This is a genomic window from Streptomyces sp. NPDC059875 (assembly GCF_042731085.1).
GTDB lineage: Bacteria > Actinomycetota > Actinomycetes > Streptomycetales > Streptomycetaceae > Streptomyces.
The window spans coordinates 88,848-110,626 of sequence record NZ_JBHWJZ010000007.1 but is presented as its reverse complement, the minus strand read 5'-3'; the positions used below and the strand labels follow the sequence as shown (position 1 = coordinate 110,626).

16 protein-coding genes are annotated in these 21,779 nt (G+C 72.1%); 7 read left to right on the top strand and 9 right to left on the bottom strand.

Going from position 1 to position 21,779, the window contains the following annotated elements; translation table 11 throughout:
- The first annotated feature begins 98 nt into the window (after window positions 1–98).
- Entirely contained in the window at window positions 99–959 is an 861-nt protein-coding gene (locus tag ACFV9D_RS11050) for a CAP domain-containing protein (RefSeq protein ID WP_385144002.1), read from the top strand.
- Window positions 960–986: 27 nt separating this feature from the next.
- Here ACFV9D_RS11050 and ACFV9D_RS11045 read toward each other — a convergent pair whose 3' ends face one another.
- The 6 genes from ACFV9D_RS11045 to ACFV9D_RS11020 all read right to left on the bottom strand — a co-directional run bounded on the left by ACFV9D_RS11045 (window position 987) and on the right by ACFV9D_RS11020 (window position 8,605).
- A complete protein-coding gene (locus tag ACFV9D_RS11045) occupies window positions 987–2,576 on the bottom strand; it encodes a sigma-70 family RNA polymerase sigma factor (protein WP_385144000.1) in 1,590 nt (529 codons plus the stop codon).
- Window positions 2,577–2,663: 87 nt separating this feature from the next.
- The gene (locus ACFV9D_RS11040; protein WP_385143999.1) at window positions 2,664–2,954 is read right to left on the bottom strand and encodes a hypothetical protein; all 291 of its coding nucleotides are present in this window, start codon (window positions 2,952–2,954) and stop codon (window positions 2,664–2,666) included.
- Window positions 2,955–3,050: 96 nt separating this feature from the next.
- On the bottom strand, window positions 3,051–5,270 hold the full coding sequence (locus ACFV9D_RS11035; protein WP_385143997.1) for an NADP-dependent isocitrate dehydrogenase: 2,220 nt from the start codon (window positions 5,268–5,270) through the stop codon (window positions 3,051–3,053).
- A gap of 45 nt (window positions 5,271–5,315) precedes the next feature.
- On the bottom strand, window positions 5,316–6,362 hold the full coding sequence (locus tag ACFV9D_RS11030) for a phosphatase PAP2 family protein (RefSeq protein ID WP_385143995.1): 1,047 nt from the start codon (window positions 6,360–6,362) through the stop codon (window positions 5,316–5,318).
- A 91-nt stretch (window positions 6,363–6,453) separates the two neighbouring features.
- Entirely contained in the window at window positions 6,454–6,750 is a 297-nt protein-coding gene (locus tag ACFV9D_RS11025; RefSeq protein ID WP_385143993.1) for a hypothetical protein, read from the bottom strand.
- A gap of 31 nt (window positions 6,751–6,781) precedes the next feature.
- Window positions 6,782–8,605 carry a glycoside hydrolase family 15 protein gene (locus ACFV9D_RS11020; RefSeq protein WP_385143991.1) on the bottom strand — a complete coding sequence of 608 codons (1,824 nt, stop codon included), beginning with the start codon at window positions 8,603–8,605 and terminating at the stop codon, window positions 6,782–6,784.
- Between the two features lie 248 nt (window positions 8,606–8,853).
- Between ACFV9D_RS11020 and ACFV9D_RS11015 the strand changes: the two genes are divergently transcribed.
- From ACFV9D_RS11015 to ACFV9D_RS11000, 4 genes are read left to right on the top strand one after another with little or no spacing between them, the layout of a single operon-like run.
- Window positions 8,854–9,819 carry a hypothetical protein gene (locus ACFV9D_RS11015; RefSeq protein ID WP_385143989.1) on the top strand — a complete coding sequence of 322 codons (966 nt, stop codon included), beginning with the start codon at window positions 8,854–8,856 and terminating at the stop codon, window positions 9,817–9,819.
- Window positions 9,816–11,267: a glycosyltransferase gene (locus tag ACFV9D_RS11010; RefSeq protein ID WP_385143987.1), complete on the top strand. Its 1,452-nt coding sequence runs from the start codon at window positions 9,816–9,818 to the stop codon at window positions 11,265–11,267. The genes ACFV9D_RS11015 and ACFV9D_RS11010 overlap by 4 nt, the downstream gene beginning before the upstream one ends.
- Window positions 11,249–11,467: a hypothetical protein gene (locus tag ACFV9D_RS11005; RefSeq protein WP_385143985.1), complete on the top strand. Its 219-nt coding sequence runs from the start codon at window positions 11,249–11,251 to the stop codon at window positions 11,465–11,467. Before ACFV9D_RS11010 ends, ACFV9D_RS11005 begins: the two co-directional genes overlap by 19 nt.
- Window positions 11,457–12,554: a glycosyltransferase family 4 protein gene (locus ACFV9D_RS11000; protein ID WP_385143983.1), complete on the top strand. Its 1,098-nt coding sequence runs from the start codon at window positions 11,457–11,459 to the stop codon at window positions 12,552–12,554. The genes ACFV9D_RS11005 and ACFV9D_RS11000 overlap by 11 nt, the downstream gene beginning before the upstream one ends.
- Before the next feature lie 69 nt (window positions 12,555–12,623).
- Here the strand turns inward: ACFV9D_RS11000 and ACFV9D_RS10995 are convergent, their stop codons facing one another.
- The 3 genes from ACFV9D_RS10995 to ACFV9D_RS10985 form a co-directional block, all read right to left on the bottom strand.
- Window positions 12,624–13,388: a class I SAM-dependent methyltransferase gene (locus ACFV9D_RS10995; RefSeq protein ID WP_385143981.1), complete on the bottom strand. Its 765-nt coding sequence runs from the start codon at window positions 13,386–13,388 to the stop codon at window positions 12,624–12,626.
- Complete coding sequence (locus tag ACFV9D_RS10990) at window positions 13,388–17,935, bottom strand: aminotransferase class I/II-fold pyridoxal phosphate-dependent enzyme (RefSeq protein ID WP_385143979.1); 4,548 nt, start codon at window positions 17,933–17,935, stop codon at window positions 13,388–13,390. Before ACFV9D_RS10990 ends, ACFV9D_RS10995 begins: the two co-directional genes overlap by 1 nt.
- A 156-nt stretch (window positions 17,936–18,091) precedes the next feature.
- Window positions 18,092–19,120: a LacI family DNA-binding transcriptional regulator gene (locus tag ACFV9D_RS10985; RefSeq protein ID WP_385143977.1), complete on the bottom strand. Its 1,029-nt coding sequence runs from the start codon at window positions 19,118–19,120 to the stop codon at window positions 18,092–18,094.
- Window positions 19,121–19,330: 210 nt separating this feature from the next.
- Between ACFV9D_RS10985 and ACFV9D_RS10980 the strand changes: the two genes are divergently transcribed.
- Window positions 19,331–20,677 (top strand): ABC transporter substrate-binding protein, encoded by a 1,347-nt coding sequence (locus ACFV9D_RS10980; protein ID WP_385143975.1) that lies wholly within the window; start codon window positions 19,331–19,333, stop codon window positions 20,675–20,677.
- A 99-nt stretch (window positions 20,678–20,776) separates the two neighbouring features.
- A complete protein-coding gene (locus ACFV9D_RS10975; RefSeq protein WP_385143973.1) occupies window positions 20,777–21,775 on the top strand; it encodes a carbohydrate ABC transporter permease in 999 nt (332 codons plus the stop codon).
- Window positions 21,776–21,779 lie beyond the last annotated feature (4 nt).

Genomic DNA, 21,779 nt, shown 5'->3' with positions numbered 1-21,779 from the left:
GTCGACGAGTCGGGGGCCGGAAAGTGTAATGGCCGTCGCCCCGGCGGCTCTCCTTTGTACCGGACCGTCCGGTGGACTCGGAGAAGAGAGCGGAGCCCATGCAGCACCACGACGAGCGCAGCCCCGAGGACCAGCGGACGAACGGCGGCGGCAGGCACCGTAGAAGAGGGGGTGCGCGCCGGCGCGCGCGCCGGGCGCCGTCCTTCCGGACCGCCGTGACCGTCGCGGGGACGGCGACGGCCGTCCTCACCGTGGCGGCCGGGGCGTACGTGGCGTCCCTGGGCACTGCGGACGGTGCCGGGACCCGACACCCGGAGGCGGTCGCCCTGTCGCAGGTGGCCCCGCTGACCGAGCGGTCCGTGCCGTCGGCCGCACCCGCGCAGCGGACGCCGTCCGCCGCGCCGACCGCCCCTTCGGTCGCCTCGCCGCCTCCGTCCGTCGCGGCGTCGGCTTCCGCCACGGCCGTCGCCCCGGCTTCTCCTCGGCCGACGCCGCCCCGGGAGAAGGTGGCGGCGCGGCCCGTCCCGCAGAACGCGGCGGCGCCGGCGGCCGAAGCGCCTGCCGTCGGGAAGGCTGACCAGTACGTCGACCGGGTCGTCTCGCTCGCCAACGCCGAACGGGAGAAGGCGGGTTGTTCCCCGCTCCACTCCCACAGCCGGCTGCAGCAGGCCGCCCAGGCGCACGCGGACGACATGGCGGCGCGCGACTACTACGAGCACATCAGCCCCGAGGGGCGGGACGCGGGCGACCGCATCAGGGCCGCCGGGTACGCGTCGTCCGGCTGGGCCGAGAACATCCACCGCGGCCCGAAGAGCCCCGCGGAGGCGATGGAGGACTGGATGAACAGCGACGGGCACCGCCGCAACATCCTCAACTGCTCGTTCAAGGACATCGGCGTCGGGGTGACGCTGACCGAGAACGGGCCGTGGTGGGTACAGAACTTCGGCACCGGCCGCTGACGGTCCGGTCCTGCGTGCGGTGGGGGTTCAGGAGGCGGGCGAGGCCAGCTTCTGCACCCACACCGTGCCGTCGGGTCCGGACACGGCGGCGACTCCCGTGTGCCGGTAGCGGCAGTTCAGCATGTTCTCCTGGTGCATCGCGCCGTCCATCCATCCCTCGAAGACGGCGGCGGGGTCGGCCGTCCCGCGCGCCAGGTTCTCGGCCCAGGCGGACCAGGTGTAGCCGGCCGACGAGATCCGTGCGTCGGCGAACTCGCCCTCGGGGCTGCTGTGCGCGTAGTAGCCGCGCCGGACCATGTCCCGCGCGTAGTCCCGGGCCGCCTCGGCGAGCCGGGGATCGCTGCGCAGCGGCGCGCACCCCGCCTCCGCGCGGCGCTGGTTGACCAGCCCGTTCAGCCGCTCCTCTGGGGTGACCGTCCGCGTCGGGGTGGGTGTCCGGGACGGCGTCGGGGTGGGCGTGGGCGTGGTGCGGCTCGGCGGGGGCACGGTCGTGGGGGACGGGGGCGGCGCCGCCGCAGGCGTGGCGGGCGCGGGTTCGCGGGCCTCCGGCTCGGACGGTACGAGCAGGATGACCCCGCCGAGCACGCCGAGGGCCACCGCCCCGGCGACCCAGGCCCGTCGCAGCGAGCCGCCGGCCCCGCTCGCACCGGCCCCGGAGTCGCCCGCCGTGCCGGTGTACGGCGTCGCGTCCGGAGCCGACGCCGGGTGGGTGAGCGGGTCCGGTTCTGCTCCTCCGTAGGGCATCGCATCCGTGCCGTTGCCGTCACCCGGAGCCCAGGCCGCCGAGCCGGTCGGGTCCGGAGCGTCACCCGCCCAGGCGGCCGCTTCGGTCTCCGGACGCACCGCGGGCCAGACCAGCAGCGGCGCGACCAGGCCGAGGCCCACCAGGAGCCCCTCGGCGGGGGCGAGGCCCGAGCGGGTGCGGCCGCACGAGGCGCAGGTCGTCACATGGCGGGCGAGGCGCTTGCGCCAGACCGCCGCCGGGCGGCCGTCCCAGCCCGCGGTCACGCGGGCCAGTTCCGCGCAGGACGGCCGGGCGGCGAGGGCCCGGACGACGGCCCGGCCGGTCTCCAGCCGCTCCTTCATCCGCTGGACGCGGACCGCCGCGTGCGCGGGGGTGAGGGCCAGGGCCTCGGCGAGTTCCGCGCGGCTCAGTTCGCCGCCCGCCTCCAGCCACCACAGGGCGAGCAGTTCACGGTCGCTCTCGTCGAGCCAGCGGGTCGCCTCGGCGACCTCGCGCCGCTGTCCGGAGAGGCCGAGCCGCAGGATGGTGAGGTCGACGAAGTCTCCGGAGGGGTCGGCGAGCTCGGCCGCCCGGTCGAGTCCGGGCAGGGGCCCCGTCTGCCGCTCGCGCCAGCGCCGGCGGACCTGGTTCATCGCGATCGCGACCAGCCAGGACCGGAAGCGTTCGGGGTCGCGCAGCCCGGGGAGTCCATCCAGGGCACGGAACATCGTCTCCTGCACGACGTCGTCGACGTCGGCGTGCCCGTCGAGCGCGCGGCCGACGATGTTGTAGACGAGCGGAAGGTACGCGCGTATCAGCCGCTCACGGGCGTGCGGGTCCCCCGCCGCGGCCGCGTTCACCAGTGCGGCCGTGCCGCGCTCGTCGCTGTGCATCCTGCCTGCTCCCTCGTGCCTGGGTCCGTCCGTCCCCGTCGTCAGGAGACCCGTGGGTGCGGGTGGGATAACACTTCTCGACGATGTTCATGCCGGTGGATGCGGCAGGTACGGCACGGTGGCCGCCTTCCCCGCCCGTACGGCCTCGACCGCGGCCTCGTGGAGTTCGCGGCTCTCCTCCTCGGTGGCGCACGGAACCGGACTGCCCGACATCGTGAACCAGTCGGACGCGCCGCTGTACTGCACGGCCACGCGTGCTTCGCCCTCTGCCCAGGTGGTGTGCACGGTCAGGTCGCCCGTGACCGCACCGACTTCGTCGGTGAGCACCCCACCGCGCCCGGTGTAGACGCCGGGGGTCGTCCATGAAGCCCAGCTCATCCATCCAGGTTCACACCCGGATGCCACATCCGCCACCGACAAGGCCGCCCCGGCCGGAGGAATTCCGGCCGGGGCGGAACAGCTTGTCGCGCCGGATCAGGCGAGGGACGCGATGGCCTCGTTGAAGGTGGCGGACGGACGCATCACGGCCGCGGCCTTGGCCGCGTCCGGCTGGTAGTAGCCACCGATCTCGGCCGGGGAGCCCTGCACCGCGATGAGCTCGGCGACGATGGTCGCCTCCTGCTCGGTGAGGGTCTTGGCCAGGCCGGCGAAGGCCTCCGCGAGCTGCACGTCGTCGGTCTGCTTGGCCAGCTCCTGGGCCCAGTACATGGCCAGGTAGAAGTGGCTGCCGCGGTTGTCGATACCACCGACGCGACGGGTCGGCGACTTGTCCTCGTTGAGGAAGGTGCCGGTGGCGCGGTCGAGGGTGTCGGCAAGGACCTGGGCGCGGGCGTTGCCCGTGGTGGTGGCCAGGTGCTCGAAGCTGGCGGCCAGGGCGAAGAACTCGCCGAGGGAGTCCCAGCGGAGGTAGTTCTCCTTGACGAGCTGCTGGACGTGCTTCGGGGCGGAGCCGCCGGCGCCCGTCTCGAACAGGCCGCCGCCCGCCATCAGCGGGACGACCGAGAGCATCTTGGCGCTGGTGCCCAGCTCCAGGATCGGGAAGAGGTCGGTCAGGTAGTCGCGCAGCACGTTGCCGGTGACCGAGATGGTGTCCTCGCCGCGGCGGATGCGCTCCAGGGAGAACGTGGTGGCGTCGACCGGGGAGAGGATCTTGATCTCGAGACCCTCGGTGTCGTGCTCCGGCAGGTACTGCTCGACCTTGGCGATCAGCTGGGCGTCGTGCGCGCGGGACTCGTCGAGCCAGAAGACGGCCGGGGAGCCGGTGGCGCGGGCGCGGGTCACGGCGAGCTTGACCCAGTCCTGGATCGGCAGGTCCTTGGTCTGGCAGGCGCGGAAGATGTCGCCCTCGGCGACCTCCTGCTCCAGGACGACGTTGCCGGCGGCGTCGACGAGGCGGACGGTGCCGGCCGCGGCGATCTCGAAGGTCTTGTCGTGGGAGCCGTACTCCTCGGCCTTCTGCGCCATCAGGCCGACGTTGGGGACGGAGCCCATGGTCGACGGGTCGAAGGCGCCGTGGGCGCGGCAGTCGTCGATGACGGCCTGGTAGACGCCCGAGTAGCTGCTGTCCGGGAGGACGGCGAGGGTGTCGGCCTCCTGGCCGTCCGGGCCCCACATGTGGCCGGAGGTGCGGATCATGGCCGGCATGGAGGCGTCGACGATGACGTCGGACGGCACGTGCAGGTTGGTGATGCCCTTGTCGGAGTCGACCATGGCGAGGGCCGGGCCGTCGGCGATCTCGGCGTCGAAGGACGCCTTGATCTCGGCGCCGTTCGGGAGGGCGGCCAGGCCGTTGAGGATCCCGCCGAGGCCGTCGTTCGGGGAGAGGCCGGCGGCGGCGAGCGCCGCACCGTGCGCCGCGAAGGTCTTCGGGAAGAAGGCGCGCACGACGTGGCCGAAGACGATCGGGTCGGAGACCTTCATCATCGTGGCCTTGAGGTGCACGGAGAAGAGCACGTCCTCGGCCTTGGCGCGGGCGATCTGCTCGCCGAGGAAGGTGCGCAGGGCGGCGACGTGCATGACGGAGGCGTCGACGACCTCACCGGCGAGGACGGGGACCGACTCGCGCAGGACGGTGGTGGTGCCGTCGGCGGCGACGTGCTCGATGCGCAGCGTGCCGGCCTCGGAGACGGTGGCGGACTTCTCGGTGGAGCGGAAGTCGTTCTCGCCCATGGTGGCGACGTTGGTCTTCGAGTCGGAGGACCAGGCGCCCATGCGGTGCGGGTGCGTCTTCGCGTAGTTCTTGACCGAGGCGGGGGCGCGGCGGTCGGAGTTGCCCTCGCGCAGGACCGGGTTGACGGCGCTGCCCTTGACCTTGTCGTAGCGGGCGCGGACGTCCCTGTCCTCGTCGGTCTGCGGGTCGTCCGGGTAGTCCGGGAGGGCGTAGCCCTGCGCCTGGAGCTCGGCGATCGCGGCCTTCAGCTGCGGGATGGAGGCCGAGATGTTCGGCAGCTTGATGATGTTGGCCTCGGGCGTCTTGGCCAGCGCGCCGAGCTCGGCGAGCGCGTCGTCGATGCGCTGTGCCTCGTCGAGACGCTCGGGGAAGCCGGCGATGATGCGCCCGGCCAGGGAGATGTCCCGGGTCTCGACATTGACGCCGGCCGTCGAGGCGTAGGCCTGGATCACGGGCAGGAACGAGTACGTCGCCAGGGCGGGCGCCTCGTCAGTGTGGGTGTAGATGATGGTCGAGTCAGTCACCGGGTGTGCTCCGCTCCACGTCTGCGTCTGCGAGATTGCTCGACATCAAGATATCTCGTGATCCGCCTCGGTGGGAAAGGGCCCTGCCTCCTCTGTGGGAAGGGTGGTGCCGGTGAGTCGGTACGGAGGGGGGATGGCGTCCAGGTCGACATGGCGCAGCAGGGCGAGCAGCACCAGCGTGGCCGCGGCGCTCGCACCGGCGGCGAGGCCGTGTCCGGCCTGGTAGGCAACGTGGGACAGGTTCGGGTCGGTGGGCTCCAGGACGAACATGGAGTCGACGAGGAGGACCAGGCCGGCGCCGAGCCCGCCGACGGCGGCGACGCCCAGGGGGACGATCACGAAGACGGTGCGCAGCGGGAAGCGGCGCGAGCGGGCGGGGCCCACCTTGCCGCGGCGGGCGAGGAGGGCGACGAGTCCGCAGGCCACGGCGAGGACGAGCAGGTCGGCGCCGATCGCGTCGCTGGGCCGGTGCCATCCGGCGGCCACGGTGTACGCGCCCACGGCCGTCGCCCACAGGGCGCAGAGGCCCACGGCGAGGCCGCGGACCCGGTACGGGACGACGAGGGCCAGGCCGAACATCACGCTCATCGCGACCGTGGTGTGTCCGCTGGGGAAGCTGTTGTGGGTCAGGTGGGCGGGCGCGTGGGCCAGATCCGCGCGGCCGAGGACATAGCCCTTGAGCACCTCGGCCAGGAAGAGGGAGACGCCGACGGTGCCCAGTGCGACGAGCATGAGCGCGTACCGTCGCCGCAGCATCCCGATGACGGTCAGCACGAGCATGGCGACGGCGAGGGAGTACACCGTGATGTGCTGCAGGGTGCGGTTCGCCTCGTGGGCGGCGGCCAGGGTCTCGTCGGTGAGCCGGCCGGTAAGCACGGCGTTCTCCCAGCGCTGGCCGGTTGCGGTCAGCACGAGGCCGGCGTAGACGACGGCGAGCAGCAGGACCGCGGCGAGGCAGGCGCGCTGCATCCTTTTGCGTACCCGGGCGCTGAAGGAGTCGGCCGCTTCACCGGCGATGTTGGCGTACCACCAGGTGCCGGTCTCCAGCGACTGCGTTCTGCGGTCGGCGCGGAGCCTGTCGTAGGGAGCCATGCTCCGATTCGAACCCGGCACGGTCCGGCGCGCCCGCTGGGCGCACCCGAACGAATCGCCGAGCGGTCGTTCCGGGGCGGTGGCCGACGGCTCAGCCGTCCTGACGGGGCCGCTGCGCCAGCACGCTCAGGGCGAGACCGCTCGCGAGCGCCACGAATCCGACGTTGCTCACGACGATGCCCAGGTCAGGATCCTCGACGAGCAGCGCGTCGACGGCCTGGAGCAGGAACGATCCCGCCATCACGAGCTGCGCCCAGCCGAACAGCGGGGTGCGGTGGATCCATCGGCGCTGGTAGGAAAATATCCATCCCCGTCGGATCGCGGCCACGCCGCCCGTCGCGAGCAGCAGTGCCAGCAGCAGGCTGCCGACGCCCAGGTACGACTCCATGATCCCGCCCCTTCCCCCAGTGTCGGCGGGATCATGCCACAGCGGAGTGCCCGGCGGGTGAACGATCGCGCTTGCGCGTCCCGAAGAGGGTGAACGCCGTGTTCACCAGGGCGACATGGCTGAGCGCCTGGGGCATGTTGCCCAGCTGGCGGCGGGTGTGCGGATCCCATTCCTCGGCGAGCAGACCGACGTCGTTGCGGACGTCCAGGACCCGCTCGAAGACGTCTCGCGCCTCGGTCTGACGCCCTGTCATCGCCAGTGCGTCCGCGTACCAGAACGTGCAGGCCACGAAGGCCCCTTCGGCGCCGGCGAGGCCGTCCACCTCGTGGACCTCGCCGTTGCTCACGTCCGCGTACCGTCGCAGGAATCCGCCGTCGTCGAGGCGGCCCATCGCCCGGACCGTACTCAGGACGCGCGGGTCGGTCGCGGGGAGGAAGCCGAGCCGGGGGATCAGCAGCGCCGTGGCGTCGATCCGCCGGGCTCCGTAGTACTGCACGAAGGACTGCTGCTCGTCGCTCCAGCCACGGGCGCACACCTCGTCGCGCAGATCGCGGCGCAGGGCCTGCCAGCGCCGGACGGAGGTGCGCAGTCCGGCGACGCGGGCCAGGCGCAGGGCACGGTCGGCCGCGACCCAGGCCATCACCTTGGAGTGGACGAAGTGGCGGCGCGGGCCGCGCACTTCCCAGATGCCCTCGTCCGGATCCTGCCAGCGCTTCTCCACGTACTCCAGGAGCGAGGCCATCAGGCTCCAGACGTGCGGGTCGATGGCGACTCCGGCCCGGACGGCCGAGTAGATCGTCCCCAAGACCTCGCCGTAGATGTCCAGTTGGAACTGGTCGACGGCCGCGTTGCCGAACCGGACCGGGCGGGATCCCTCGTAGCCGGGCAGCCAGTCGGCCTGCACCTCGGGGAGGTTGCGCTGTCCGCCCACCCCGTAGAGCGGTTGCAGATCCGCGGGGTCGCCGGCGATGGCGCGGACGAGCCAGTCCTTCCAGGCGAGCGCCTCGCGGCGGTATCCGCTGCGCAGCAGACAGGAGAGGGTGAAGGTGGAATCGCGCAGCCAGCAGAAGCGATAGTCCCAATTGCGCCGGCCACCGATGCATTCGGGGAGCGAGGTGGTGGCCGCGGCGACGACTCCACCGGTCGGCTCGTAGGTGAGGGCTTTCAGGGTGACGAGCGATCGGATGACCGCCTCGCGATATGGCCCCTCATAGCGAAGATTCGACGTCCAGTCGTCCCAGAAGGCGAGCGTCCGCGCCAGTTCCGCCGCCACGTCGGGCGCCGGGGGCGGCGCGGAATGGGAGGGGCTCCAGCCGAGGACGAAGGAGACGCGCTGACCGGCCGTCACCGAGACGTCGAGCGAGACGCATGCGTCGGTGACGGAGATGTCGGTCCCCGGACCGCACCGCAGATACGCCGCGTCCGGCCCCGCCACGGTCGCGACCGTACGCCGGTCCACCAGGCGCGACCAGGGCACGACGCTGCCGTGATTGAAGCGCATCCGCAACTCGCCGTGCAGGTCGACCCGTCCGGCGACCCCCTCCACCAACCGGATGATCTGCGGGGTCCGTTCGCGCGGGGGCATGAAGTCGATGATGCGCACGGTGCCGGAGACGGATTCCCATACCGATTCCAGAACGAGCGACTCGGCCCGGTAACTCCGGCGGTTGCAGGGGCGATTCCCGACCGGCGCGAGACTCCACCGCCCGTGGGACTCATCTCCCAGAATCGCTGCGAAGCAGGCGGGCGAGTCGAATCGGGGGGCACACCACCAGTCGACAGCCCCGTCCGTCCCTATGAGAGCGGCCGTCTCCGAATCGCCGATGAGGGCGTAGTCCTCAATTCGCCCGGCCATGAACGGATTGTAATACCGTGGAGACGAGGCCGCCCGGACGGGAATTGATGAATTCCCACCGTTCCGCATAACGAGCCGTCCGGACGATGCCGATCGCGGAAAGCCGTACCGCTGAGTAAGAGGTCGTCAACGAGCGGACCAGGCGCGCCGCGCTTGACGGATCAGATATCGGATGCTAACGGTGGAAGTCAGGCATTTCAGATGCATGACAGGCCCTCGGCTGGGTCGGTTGCCGGAAGAAGCTCATCGTGACTTCACTCCACATCAGCCGAACGCCGGCGGCACCCGCTCCGCATCCGCTGCGACGGGTGACCGACTGGCCCACCGCCGAGTCCCGGCGCCGTCGACCGTGCGTCCCGTCCCGCCGTCCCACCTCCCATCCCGCACGGCGGGCGACCGACCGGCTCTCCCCCGCGGTCCGGACCTGCCGTTCCGCCGTCCGCCGGCCGCGGGCGGCCGCCCGGCGCCGACGCTCCCGTACCGTCCGCGCCCGCGCCGCGGACAACCGGCGCGACGGCGGCTCGGACGGCTCCGGCCGAACCGCGAAACCCGCTGACCGCAGGCGATCGGGCGGGCCCGCCGTGCTCGGCGCCCTTGCCCCATCCCTGCTCCTGGCCGCATCGCCGGCGGCGCTCCGGCTGCCCCATGCCGTCGCCCGGCTGATCGCGACGACGGCGACGACCACTGTGGCGCTGTGGCGGTTCTTCGCCCGCCGCGGCGCGCCCGTCCCGTACGAGCCCGGCGCGAGCGGGCCCGACGGGACCGGGCCGACCGGTACGGAGCCCGGTGTGCCGGACCGGGCTCCGTACCGCCGACCCGCGCACCCGGCTCGTGACACCTCGGAGATCGGCCGGATCCAAGGACCCGACCAGGACGCCGGGCGCGACCCCGACCGCGCCGCGGGCATCCCCACGGTGCTGATCAAAGCCGACCTGTCCGGCGACCGTGTGGACGGGAACTTCGACCTCGTCGTCCCCACGGACCGCTGGAAGGCCGCCCAGGCGGACCGGTTGGGGACCTCGCCGGCCCACGGGCTGTTCCAGAACCTGTCGCTGCGCAAGCTGTTGGCGCCCGAGGTGATGGCGCGCACGCAGGGCGCCCGGGAGGGCTGGTTCTCCGACGGCGGCCGGGCCCTCGCCGGCGCGGCGGCGCGCGAGATGGCGCTGCGGGTGCCGTTCGTCGTCACCAAGAGACGGCGGAGGCGCACCTCATGAGCACGGTGCGAGGTCCCGTCATGGTCGCGGTGTCCGGACCCGACGGCGCGGGCCGGTCCTCCCTGGTCCGGCGCATCGCCGGGCTGCTGCGGGAACGCGGTCTCGCCGTCGCCACGCTCCACTGCTACGGCTGCTTCCTGTGCCGTAGCTTCAGCTCTCCTCCGCGGGTGAGGGACGAGGAGGAGAAGGCACGGCGCCCTGACGGTCCCACGCGCCGGGGATCGTGGGCGCGCCGTGCCCACGCCTTGCTCGACGCCGTACGCAGCCGAGGCCTCCCGGACGCCGGGAGCGGAAACGCCACGCCCCGCAAGCGGGTCGTCGTCTCGATCTACGACGACGTGGGCAACCCCGAACACCGGGGCGGTGGAGCGCGGGTGGTCGAGAAGGTCGCCCGGCGGCTCTCGGACGACTTCGACGTGACCGTGGTGACCGCCGGGAGGCGCGGCGGCACGCGCGAGCGCGACGGCATCCGCTACGTCCACCTCCCCGTCCGCTGGGCCGGCCCGCGCGCCGGACAGCTGCTCTTCCTGACCCTGCTCCCCTTCCTGGCCCGCAGGCTTCCGCACGACGCGTGGCTGGAGAACTTCACGCCGCCCTTTTCGACGAGCTTCCTGCCGCTCTTCTCCCGCGCGCCGGTCACCGGCATCGACCAGGGGCGCAGCGCCGAGGCGCTGTGGCGCAGGTACCACATCCCACTCTTCCTGGTGGAGCGGCTCGGGCTGCGCTGCTATCGGCACATCGTGGTGACGAACGAGGCCGACGCCTCGGCCGTCCGGCGGCTCACCTCCCGGGCCGACGTCCAGGTGATCGCCAACGGTGTCGAGCAACGCCAGATCGACGACGCCCGGCTCGGCGCCGGCGACTACATCCTGTTCCTGGGGCGCATCGACATCTGGATCAAGGGGATCGACCTGCTGCTCGACGCCTATCGCCGGGAACGTCCGCCGATGCCCCTGCTGTTGGCCGGCAGCGGCACGCAGGCCGAGGAACGGAAGCTGGCGGCGCTGCTCGCAGCGCACCCGGACAGCGTCCGCTGGGTGGGTTTCGCCGGAGAGGGGCTCGAGCGGGACCTCCTGCGGAACTGCGCCTTCCTGGTCATGCCGTCGCGGCACGAGACCTTCGGTCTGGTGGCGCTCGAAGGCATGTCGTACGGGAAGCCGATCCTCCACTTCGACCTGCCCGCACTGAGGTGGATGAGCGACGGAGGCGATGTCACCGTGCCGCCGTTCGACGTGGTCGCGCTGGGCCACCGGATGCGGATGCTGGCCACCGACGAGGCTGCGCGCCGCACGCTGGGGCGGCAGGCGGGGCAGGCAGCGCAGCGCTACACCTGGGACGAGATGACGGGCCGATACCTGGCCCTGGCCCACCGCCTCGTCGACGCTCCGGCCGCCGGGCGACGGCCGAGGAAGGACAGGAGGGGTGCGCCATGGCGGACGACGCTCTGACCGCCGCCATCGGATCCGATCACCCGTTGGTCGCGCTGTCGCCGCATCTGGACGACGCGGTGCGGTCCTGCCGGTCGCCGCGTGCGGGCGGCCTGACGGGGCGGCTGCCGGAGATCGACCATGTCCACCCCACGTACCGGCTCCATCTGTCGCGTGGCCGGGTCTCCCGCCACGACGCGGGCACTGATCATGACCGTTAGCGCGCGGCCGCCCCGTGTCCTGCTTCTGACCAGCAGTCCGCTGGACGGGGCGGACGGGTCGGACGTGGGGCTGGCCAGGGAGGTTCTGGGAGGGCTTCCCGATGTCGAGTTCCTCTGGTTCTCCCAGCGGCCGGGGCGGACCGGTTCGCCGGTGCCGCCGGTCGGCCGGGCGATCCCCCTCTGGTCCGGCGACGGCTCCCCCCACGCATCCGTCCGCGTGCAGGCCGCGCTCGCCGGGGCCGTCGCGGCACGCCGGGCCGATCTGGTGCACGCCTTCCTGACGATCGGGCGCACCTTCCCCGCGTTCTCCTGGCTGCGCCCCCTGCTGCTGGGAGCACGGCCCGTCGTGCACACCGTGCCGGGGGTGATGCACACCCGGCTGCTGGCGCGCAGCCGGCCGCTGGGCACGACGGTCGCCCTGTCGGAGTCGATGGCCCGGCGGCTGCGGGCGGCCGACTTCGGCGACGTCCGGGTGATCCTGCCCATGATCCCGCTGGCCCACTGGCCCTGTCGGCCCCGGCCCGAGGGCCTGCCGGTGGTCCTCTTCGCCGGCCCTCACGACCCCGAGGGCGGGGCCGTGACCGCGATCGAAGCTGCGGCCGAGGCGGAGCGCGCGGGGGCCGGGTTCCGGCTCGTCCTCGCCATGCGCGGGCGTCCGGGGCAGGAGACCGCGGCTCTGGAGGAGGAGCTGCGGGAGCGGGCCGGGTCCGCGGGGCTGCGGGACGTCGAGGTCCGCGGATATGTCGACGACATGAACTCCCTGCTGGCCTCCGCCCATGTGCTGCTCTTCCCGCCGCCGACGATCGGCGCCAAGGCGGACATCCCGCTCACCGTGCTCCAGGCACTGGCCACCGGGCGGCCGGCCATCCTCAGCGACCTCCCGCAGTTCACCGACTTCGGCGACGCGGTGCTGCGCGCGCCCGCAGGGGACGGGCGCCGGACCGGTGACCTGCTGGTGTGGCTGCTCGACCAGCCCCGGGTGTGGGACATGCTCGCGGAGCGGGGCAGGGCGACCGTGGAGGAGCGCTTCAGCCCGCAGCGGTTCATCGCCCAGTACGCGGCGCTGTACCGGGAATTGCTCCCATGAGCCGTTCCCCCGCCGTCACGCCGTGCTCCTGCCGGCCCGCCGGCCCCACGCGACGGGAGCCGCACCCGGTCACGGCCGGTCCTCCCTTCGTCCGGCCGTCAGCAGGAGCACCCCGGTGTCGCCGTACTCGGGCAGGGTGCGGTCCTTCGCCAGCCGGCGGATCCGCAGCTCCTCGGTCAGCGGGGCGAAGACGGAGCGGAGGGCGTCCGCGTCCACCGGGCAGGCCGGCCACGGGGGTCCGGTACCGATGCGGTAGCTCGGCATCCGTTCCATGAAGGAGGCGACGAGGCGCCCGCCCGGACGCACCGAGCGGACGAAGGCTCCGCACAAGGCGGTGACCTCGGCGAAGTCCTCGGTGACGCTCTCGGCGACGAAGTTCATCGAGGCGAGGTCGTACGCCCCTTCGGGGATGTCGGCGGCGTCGCCGGGCACGATCCGCACCCGGGCGAGGGCGTCGGCGGGCGTGTCGGGAAGGCCCGGGTCGAGCTCGCGGCAGAGGGTGTAGAAGGCTTCCCAGCTGTCGTCGGGTCCGCGGGTCAGCTGGTCCCGGAGGTAGCGGATGTTGGCGGTGCTGGGTTCGAGCGCGTCGATGTGCCGGCTGGCCGCCGCTGCCAGCATGAGCGGGTAGAGGTTGGGTCCGGCGCCGAACTCCAGGGAACGCCCGATGCTGCCGGGCTCGAAGTGCCGGTAGAAGGCGGAGTGGTGGCAGATCACGCCGATGTCGTACGGGTGCAGTTGCCGGTAGTTCTCGGAGAGGTAGTCCGCGACGGGCCAGGCGTTCCAGTCCGCGTCGCGGTTGCGCCGCACCCCTCCGCGGCGGCCCGCCCGGTTCATCAGGGATCCGACGAGGGGTGTCCGGCCGCGACGCCGCCGGCGTGCGGCTCCGCGGGCCGCTGCAGCGCGAAGTAGTGGGACAGGTCGGTCAGCGCCGCGTTGAGCTGGTCGATCTCCTCGTCGGTGTTGGCGGCGGTGACCTGGATGCGGAAGCCCACCCGGTCGCGCGGGACGAGCGGATAGCTCGCCAGCGTGACGTAGATGCCCCGGCCCCACAGGAACGCGGCGACCGCTTCGAGGTCGAGCGCTTCGGCGAGCGGGATCCCGATGATCGGGAGTCCGTCGGTGTTCGGGGTGGCGATGTCCAGGCCCCGTACGTGGCGCAGGACCCGGTCCGTCTTGCGGTGGAGGTCGGCGCGGATCGCGTCGCCCCGCTCCGCGTTGACGTCGAGGCCCGCGAGCGCCGTCGCGAGCGAGGCCGTCGGGGAGGGGCCGGAGTAGAGGTAGGGGGCCGCCGCGACCTTGAGATGGTCCTTGAGCCGGCGGGGCACGGCGAGGAAGGCGAGGAGCGAGGAGTACGCCTTGGAGAAGCCGCCGACGAGCACCAGGCTGTCGTAGGACTCGCCGAGATGACGGACGATGCTGTTGCCCCGGGAGCCCCAGGGGGAGCTTTCACCGGGGCCGCGTTCGCCGATCACGCCGAACCCGTGCGCGTCGTCCACGTACAGCAGCGCGCCGTTCTCGCGGCAGATCCTGGCGATCTCCCGGAGGTCCGGGTAGTTGCCGGTCATGCTGTTGACGCCGTCCATGCAGACCAGGCGGCTCACGTCGCCGGGTACGGCCCGCAGTTGCATGTCCAGCTCCCAGGGGCTGTCGGCGTGGAAGCGCTTCACCGTCGCGCCCTGGCCGCGCGCCACCACGCACCCGTCGTACACGGTGCGGTGGGCCTGGGCCTCGACGAAGACCCTGCCGGTGCCCGCGAGGAGCGGGATCACCGACTGGTGGATCAGGGTGACGGTCGGCAGCAGCAAGGTGTCCGGTGCGCCGAGGAGTTCGGTCAGCCGCTCCTCGATCCGGGGGTAGAGGCGGGGGCTCCCGATCAGGCGCGACCAGCTGGGATGGGTTCCCCAGCTTCTGACGTGCGGGCCGATGGCGGCCATGATCTCCGGGTCGAGGTCGAAGCCGAGGTAGTTGCAGGAGGCGAAGTCGACGAGCCACTGCTTCTCGACGCGGAGCTTGCGTCCGTCGATCTGGTCGATGACGGCGTCGCACATCGGGCTGGTCCGCTTCAGGCGCTCCAGGTCGCGCCATCGTAGGTCGCGCTGGACGGGCCCGCCCCGCCGGCTTCCGACGGCCCGCCGGGCGGCCGTCTGCCGGGCCGCGGTACCGGCCCCGAGGCGGGTGGGCAGCCTGCCGCCCGGCGTCCCGGGCTCCGCCCGCACGGCCGCGGCGGCGTCGGCCCTGCCCTGGGCGCGGCGCAGGAAGGACTCGGCCTGGTGGGCGGTCATGGGCCGGGCGAAGAGATAGCCCTGGCCGTACTGGCAGCCCATGTCGGCGAGGAGTTCGCGCTGCCCCTCGTTCTCGATGCCCTCGGCGACCACCCGCAGCCCGAGCACGTCGGCGATGCGCACGATGCCCTCGACGAGCGCCACCTGCTGGCGGTCGGTGGTGATGTCGTCGATGAACGACTTGTCGACCTTGAGGACGTCGATGGGGAACTCGCGCAGATAGCTGAGCGAGGAGAACCCGGTGCCGAAGTCGTCGATCGCGAGGGACACGCCGAGGTCCTTGAGGGCGCGCATGGTGGTGCGGATCTGCTCGTCCTTGCGGGTCAGCACGGTCTCGGTCAGTTCGAGGACCAGGGAGCCGGGCGCGAGCCCGGAGGAGGCGAGCGTGCGGCGCACCTCGTCGAGGAGCCCCGGGTCGCGGAACTGGCGCGGGGACACGTTGACACTGGCGTACAGGGGCGACTGTCGGCCGGGGCGGGCCCGCTGCCAGCGGGCCACGTCGAGCGCCGCGTGTTCGAGCACCCAGGCGCCGAGCGGCATGATGTGCCCGCTCTCCTCGGCCAGGGTGATGAACTGGTCCGGCGGGACCATGCCCCGCCGCGCGTGCGGCCAGCGGATCAACGCCTCGAAACCGGCGACGGCTCCGTCGGCGACCTCGACGATCGGCTGGTACCGCAGGGCGAAGGCGTGTTCGGCGATGGCCGTGTCCATGCCCTCCTGGAGTTCGTGTCGGGCGACCAGCCGGGAGTGCAGCTCGGGCCGGAACCGCCGCCAGCGCTTCTTGCCCGCCGCCTTGGCCGCGTAGAGGGCGAGGTCGGCGTGGCCGAGCAGCTCCTCGGCGTGGGCGCTGTCCAGGACGGTGGCGACCCCCACGCTGGTCGACACGGAGACGGCGCCGTCGGTCAGGTGGAAGGGCTGGCTGAGGGTCTGCACGATGTGGGCCGCGAGCGCTTCCGCGTCGGCGGGCTCCTTGGCGCCCTCGATGAGCACGGCGAACTCGTCTCCGCCCAGGCGGGCGGCGGTGTCGCTCAGCCGCAGCACGGAGGTCAGCCGGCGGGCCACGGCGACGAGCAGTTCGTCGCCGACCGAGTGCCCCATGGTGTCGTTGACGACCTTGAAGTCGTCCAGGTCGACGAAGAGCATGCAGGTCAGGGTGGACTCCCGGCGGCCGCGCAGCAGGGCGCGCTCGATCCGTTCGAGCAGCAGGACACGGTTGGGAAGCCCGGTGAGTGAGTCGTGGAACGCCCGGTGGGTGAGCTCACGCTCGAGCTTCCGCTGCTCCGTCACGTCGCGCAGGGTCAGCACGAGGCCGTGGACGGTCTGCTCGTTGCGGAGGTTGCTGCACCGGATCTCGACGTGCAGGTCGGTGGAGTCGCCGCCCAGCAGCTTCCAGTCGTCCCGGGCGTCGAGGTCGTCGCGCGAGCGCACGTCGGCCAGGATGCGCAGCGCGCTCGCGGCGTCGCCCGGGGCCAGGATCTCGACGAGGGGGGTGCCGGGCAGCAGGGGGTGGCCGAACATCGACTCGGCCGAGGGGCTGGCGTACCGCACGGTGTCGTCGTCGTCGACGATGAGGATGACGTCCGAGGTGTTGTGCACCAGGGTGCGGAAGTACGCCTCGCTGGTGCGCCGGTTGACCTCCTCGCTGAGCCCGAAGCGCTCCAGGGCCAGGGCCGCCTGGGAAGCCAGGGACTGCGCGGGTCCGGATATCCCGTGGAGCTTCTTCTCGGGACCCGCGAGCAGCAGGACGCCCAGCATCGACTCGCCCGCGGCGGGCGCCTGCAGGGCCACCGGGCACAGCAGTGCGTGCGAGAGGGGTCCGAGGGCGTGCGCGACCGTGGGGTCGAGCTCGTCGGTGGGGACGAGCCGGCTGCCCTGGGCGAGGAGTTCGGGCCACGGGGCGCTGCCGGGGCCGGAGAGCTCGGTGCCCCGGAAGTTCCAGGGCAGGTGCCCGGTCGGGACGGCGTACAGGGAGCCCCGGCGGTCCCGGGCCAGGAGCATCGTCCTGTGGGGTGTGCCCGGTCCGACGAGCGTCGCGGCGGCCACTTCCACCGCGCCGGCGACCTCGCGGGGGCTCAGCGAGGCCACGAGGGACGCGGCGGCCACGCGCAGACTGCGTTCGCGGGCCTCGGCGTTGCGATGTTCGGCCATCATGCCCCACAGGCGCGTGAGGACGAGCAGGAACATGATCGCGGAGAAGACCGCGATGACGGCGATGTCCTGTTCGCGGTCGTTGCGCAGGGACTGGTGGAGCAGCAGGGCGGGGGCGACGAGCGAGGCCGCCGCGAGCAGGGCGAGGCGCCGTTCGGCGTTGACGGGCGTCGGCTGGGGCGCGCGCTCGGTCAGCCCGGTCATGGAGGGGTGCAGGGCCGCGAGACCCCAGGCGGTGAAGAAGATGACCCAGCCGAGGTCCCAGCCGGTTCCGACGTGCCAGGTGCCCTTCAGCTGGAGCGTTCCGTAGATGACGTCGGAGGCCAGGATTCCGCAGGTCCCCACGGTGAGCAGTTGCACCGCCCGGGACTTCAGCCCGCCGGGGACGAGGAGGCGGGCGAGCATCGCGAGCATCAGCACGTCGCCGAGCGGATAGGCGATCGAGATCGCCTTCTCGATCCACGTCATGTCGGGCGACTTGGCGAGCGGGGTGATCAGGTTCACCCACGAGAGCAGCGCGAGTCCTGAGGTGAGGATGAGGGCGTCGAGCGCCACGGCGAGGTCGCGCCCGGCGGCGCGGTAGCGGATGAATCCGAAGAGCCCGAGGGCGAAAAGGGGGTACGTGGCCAGGTACAGGGCGTCCGCGACGGAGGGGAAGGGGTTGGTCCGGCCGAACAGGCTCTCCAGGAGGTTGTACGCCGTGTCGCCCGCCACGAAGGTGAAGTTGGCCCCCGCGAGCACGAGCCAGGGCCAGCGCTTGGCCGGCTTGTGGAGATGGACGCCGGTGAGGATGGCGGCGACGCCGCCGAGTCCGATCAGCGCCCACAGAAGGGTGTGCCAGTCGGGAAACGCGAGATAGGCGGCCGTGACTCCTGAGACGACCACCACGTACACCAGGGTCCAGCGCCTCAGCGTCCCGGGCCGGGAAGGCGCCCGGTTGTGCTGTCGCACCGGCATAGTCGACCGCCCTCTTGCCAGCTTGGCGTCCGGTGGCGGAACGGACCCTGTGTGTACCAATTCTCCGCACATCGCACGCGTGGTGCATCTCGAAGGGGCGTCGCGCGGGAGCGTGAGGGGAACGGGGCGTCAGTGCGGGCGCACGGGCCGTCAGGACGAGTCGCGGACGACCAGTTCCGTCGGCAGGACGCGGTGGTGCCGCTCCTCCGATGCCCCCGCGATCTCCTGGAGCAGCAGCCGGGCCATCGTGCGCCCCATCTCCTCGATCGGCTGGCGCACGCTGGTCAGCGGCGGGTCCATGTGGCGGGCCACCGCCGAGTCGTCGACGCCGACCAGGGCCACGTCCTGCGGGACCCGGCGCCCCGCCGCGCGCAGGACGGCGCGGGCGCCCGCCGCCATGACGTCGGAGGCGGCGAAGACGGCGTCGAGGTCGGGACCGCGCTCAAGGAGCGACCGCATGGCCCGGCGCCCCCCGTCCTCGGTGAAGTCGCCGGTGGCGACGAGCGATTCGTCCGGGGCGAGTCCGGCCTCCTCGAGGCCTCGGCGGTAGCCGTCGAGACGGCAGCGGGCGACGTACATGTCGAGGGGGCCCGTGATGGTCGCGATCCGGCTGCGGCCCCGGCCGGCGAGGTGGGCGACGGCGGAGCGCCCGGCACCGACGTTGTCGGAGTCGACGTACGCCACCGGTTCGGCCTCGGTACGGCGGCCGTTCAGTACGGCCGGCAGCCCGAGGGCCCGCACCTGGTCCGGCAGCGGGTCGTCGCCGTGGACCGACACCAGCAGCACGCCGTCCACCCGCTGGGCGGCGAGGTACTGCTCGAAGCGCTGGCGCTCCTTGTCGCTGCGGATCAGCGTGAGCAGCAACTGCTTGTCGGCGTCCGCGAGTTCGGCACTGACACCGCGGATGATGTCGAGGAAGTACGGCTCGGCGAAGAGCCTGGCCTCGGTCTCGGGGATCACCAGCGCCACGGCGTCGGTGCGACTGCCCGCCAGGGCCCGCGCCGCCCGGTTGGGTACGTAGCCGAGTTCGGCGACGGCACGGTCGACGGCGGCCTTGGCCTGCTCGCTCACCCGCGGGGAACCGTTGATCACCCGCGAGACCGTGCCCCGGCCGACGCCCGCCCTGGCCGCGACCTCTTCCAGGGTGGGCCTGCCGGTCTGGCGCCCGCTCACCACCATCTGCCGTCTCCCCTCGTGTCCCCTGCGTCCCCGTGACCCTATCAACAGTGGGAGCGCTCCCACAGCCCGCGTAACGGATCCCGGCCCACCTCTTGACACTCCTGCGAGCCAGCGAGCAGTCTTCCGACGAGACGCGGTGGGAGCGCTCCCACGCATGGGCTGCTCCGCCGTCGTCGCACGCATCGCACCACCCCGGACGAGGAGAGTCGTATGCGCACTTCCAGCACGAGCCGCAGCAGACAGAGACGCCGGACCGCACGCGCCGCGGTCGCCGGAGCCGTGGTCTGCGCCGCACTGGTCACCGGTTGCGGCGGCGACGGTGGGTCCGACGAGGCCGGCGGCGACGGGAAGATCACCCTGCGCATCGGCACGTACGGCTCCTTCGGCTACGACGACAAGACCGGCGCCAAGCTCTACTCCGAGTACGAGAAGACGCACCCCAACATCAAGATCGAAGAGTCGAACGTCGCCGACGGCCAGAAGTACTGGGACACCCTCAAGCTGCGCCTCTCCCGCAACAGCGGCCTCGCCGACATCCAGGCCCTGGAGGTCGGCTACATCGCGGAGGCCACCGGCCCCACGATGGCGGACAAGTGGGTCGACCTCGGTACGACGGGCGGCGCCGACCTCGGCGCGTACCTCGACTGGAAGGTGAAGCAGGCCACCACCCCCGACGGCAAGGTCATCGCCCTCGGCACCGACATCGGCCCGATGGCCATCTGCTACAACAAGGATCTGTTCGCCAAGGCCAAGCTGCCCACCGACCGCACCGCGGTCGCCGCGCTGTGGCAGGGCGACTGGTCGAAGTTCCTGGAGACGGGCAAGAACTACCAGAAGAACGCCCCCGCCGGAACGGCCTTCCACGACTCCGCGAGCGGCCTGTTCAACGCGGTCGTCTCCAGCGAGCCGGTGCAGTACGCGAACACCAAGGGCGAGCTGGACTACGAGAACAGCCCCGGTGTGAAGAAGGCGTGGGAGACCGCCGTCGCGGCGGCGCAGGCCGGTATCACCGCCAAGCTCCGCCAGTTCGACGAGAAGGGGACCTGGAACGCCGCCTTCAAGAACGCCAAGTTCGCCACGGTCGCCTGCCCGAGCTGGATGACCGGCATCATCAAGGACCAGGCGGGCGCGGCCAACCAGGGCAAGTGGGACATCGCCGCGCCGCCGGTGGCGGGCAACTGGGGCGGCTCGTTCCTCGCCGTCCCCAAGTCGGGCAAGCACGCCAAGGAGGCCGCGGAGCTGGCCGCCTGGCTCACCGCCCCCGCCCAGCACGCCAAGGTCTTCGGCGTGAACGGCAACATCCCCCCGTCCAAGGACACCCTGACCTCCGCGGCGGTGCTGGAGGCCAAGCTGCCGTACTTCGGCGACACCCCGGTCGGCAAGATCTACTCGGAGGCCGCGGCCGGTATCACGCCGGCCCCGATCAGCCGCTGGGACGGCCAGGTGAAGACCTTCCTCACCGACAACGGCATCCTCGACATCGAGCAGCGCGGCACCGATCCCGCGAAGGCGTGGGACAACGTCAAGAAGCTGATCGACGACAAGATCGAGCAGTAGCGGGGGCTCCTCGAGCCGCCCGGCGCTCCCCCGCCGGGCGGCCGCCCGACCACGCCCCCGCGCGCCGCGCTTCCGCACCGACCCCGAAGGGACGCCCCCGTGGCCACCTCCCTCCGGGCGGCGGCCGACGGCTCCCCGCCGCCCGCCCCGCCCACGCCGGAACCCCACAACCCCGGTCCCCCGCGCCCCGGTTGGCGCAGCCGCCTGTACCGGTGGGACCTGCGCTTCAGTCCGTACGCCTTCGTCGCCCCGTTCTTCCTCACCTTCGCGGCCTTCGGGCTCTTCCCGCTGGTCTACACGGGCTGGCTCTCGCTCCACCGGGTGGAGCTCGGCGGCGAAGCGGAGTGGAAGGGGCTTGGCAACTACACCGCCCTCGCGGACAGCGAGTTCTTCTGGAACGCGCTCGCGAACACCTTCACCATCGGCGTCGTGTCCACCGTCCCTCAGCTGCTGATGGCCCTGGGCCTGGCCCATCTGCTCAACTACAAGCTGCGCGGCCGCGGTTTCTTCCGGGTCGCCGTCCTCGCCCCGTACGCGACCTCGATCGCGGCGGCGACGCTGGTGTTCGCCCAGCTCTTCAACACCGACTACGGCCTCATCAACACCCTCCTCGGCTGGGTCGGCTTCGACCCGGTGGACTGGGAGTCCTCCCGGTGGCCGGCGCAGATCGCCATCTCGACGATCGTGACCTGGCGCTGGACCGGCTACAACGCGCTGATCTACCTGGCCGCGATGCAGGCCGTACCGCAGGACCTGTACGAGGCGGCGGCGCTCGACGGCGCCTCGCGGTGGCGCCAGTTCCTCAGCGTGACGATCCCGTCGATCCGTCCGACGATCCTGTTCACGATCGTCGTCTCGACGATCGGAGCCACCCAGCTGTTCGGCGAGCCGATGATCTTCGGCGGCAGCCTCGGCGTCAGCGGCGGCAGCGGGAACCAGTTCCAGACGCTGAGCCTGCTGATGTACGAGAAGGGCTGGGTGACCGGCGCGCTGGGGCAGGCGTCCGCCATCGCCTGGGTGATGTTGCTGCTCCTGCTCCTGATCGGGGCGTTCCGCATGCTCCTCGCACGGGCGAACCGCAAGAAGCCGGGGGCCTGACCTC

Bases quoted from the DNA above. Each gene is read 5' to 3' on its own strand.
- ACFV9D_RS11000 (WP_385143983.1), top strand. From the start codon at position 11,457: ATGACCGTTAGCGCGCGGCCGCCCCGTGTCCTGCTTCTGACCAGCAGT.
- ACFV9D_RS11025 (WP_385143993.1), bottom strand. From the start codon at position 6,750: ATGGAGTCGTACCTGGGCGTCGGCAGCCTGCTGCTGGCACTGCTGCTC.
- ACFV9D_RS10985 (WP_385143977.1), bottom strand. From the start codon at position 19,120: ATGGTGGTGAGCGGGCGCCAGACCGGCAGGCCCACCCTGGAAGAGGTC.
- ACFV9D_RS11005 (WP_385143985.1), top strand. From the start codon at position 11,249: ATGGCGGACGACGCTCTGACCGCCGCCATCGGATCCGATCACCCGTTG.
- ACFV9D_RS11050 (WP_385144002.1), top strand. From the start codon at position 99: ATGCAGCACCACGACGAGCGCAGCCCCGAGGACCAGCGGACGAACGGC.
- ACFV9D_RS11030 (WP_385143995.1), bottom strand. From the start codon at position 6,362: ATGGCTCCCTACGACAGGCTCCGCGCCGACCGCAGAACGCAGTCGCTG.
- ACFV9D_RS11045 (WP_385144000.1), bottom strand. From the start codon at position 2,576: ATGCACAGCGACGAGCGCGGCACGGCCGCACTGGTGAACGCGGCCGCG.
- ACFV9D_RS10980 (WP_385143975.1), top strand. From the start codon at position 19,331: ATGCGCACTTCCAGCACGAGCCGCAGCAGACAGAGACGCCGGACCGCA.
- ACFV9D_RS10995 (WP_385143981.1), bottom strand. From the start codon at position 13,388: ATGAACCGGGCGGGCCGCCGCGGAGGGGTGCGGCGCAACCGCGACGCG.
- ACFV9D_RS11010 (WP_385143987.1), top strand. From the start codon at position 9,816: ATGAGCACGGTGCGAGGTCCCGTCATGGTCGCGGTGTCCGGACCCGAC.
- ACFV9D_RS11020 (WP_385143991.1), bottom strand. From the start codon at position 8,605: ATGGCCGGGCGAATTGAGGACTACGCCCTCATCGGCGATTCGGAGACG.
- ACFV9D_RS11040 (WP_385143999.1), bottom strand. From the start codon at position 2,954: ATGAGCTGGGCTTCATGGACGACCCCCGGCGTCTACACCGGGCGCGGT.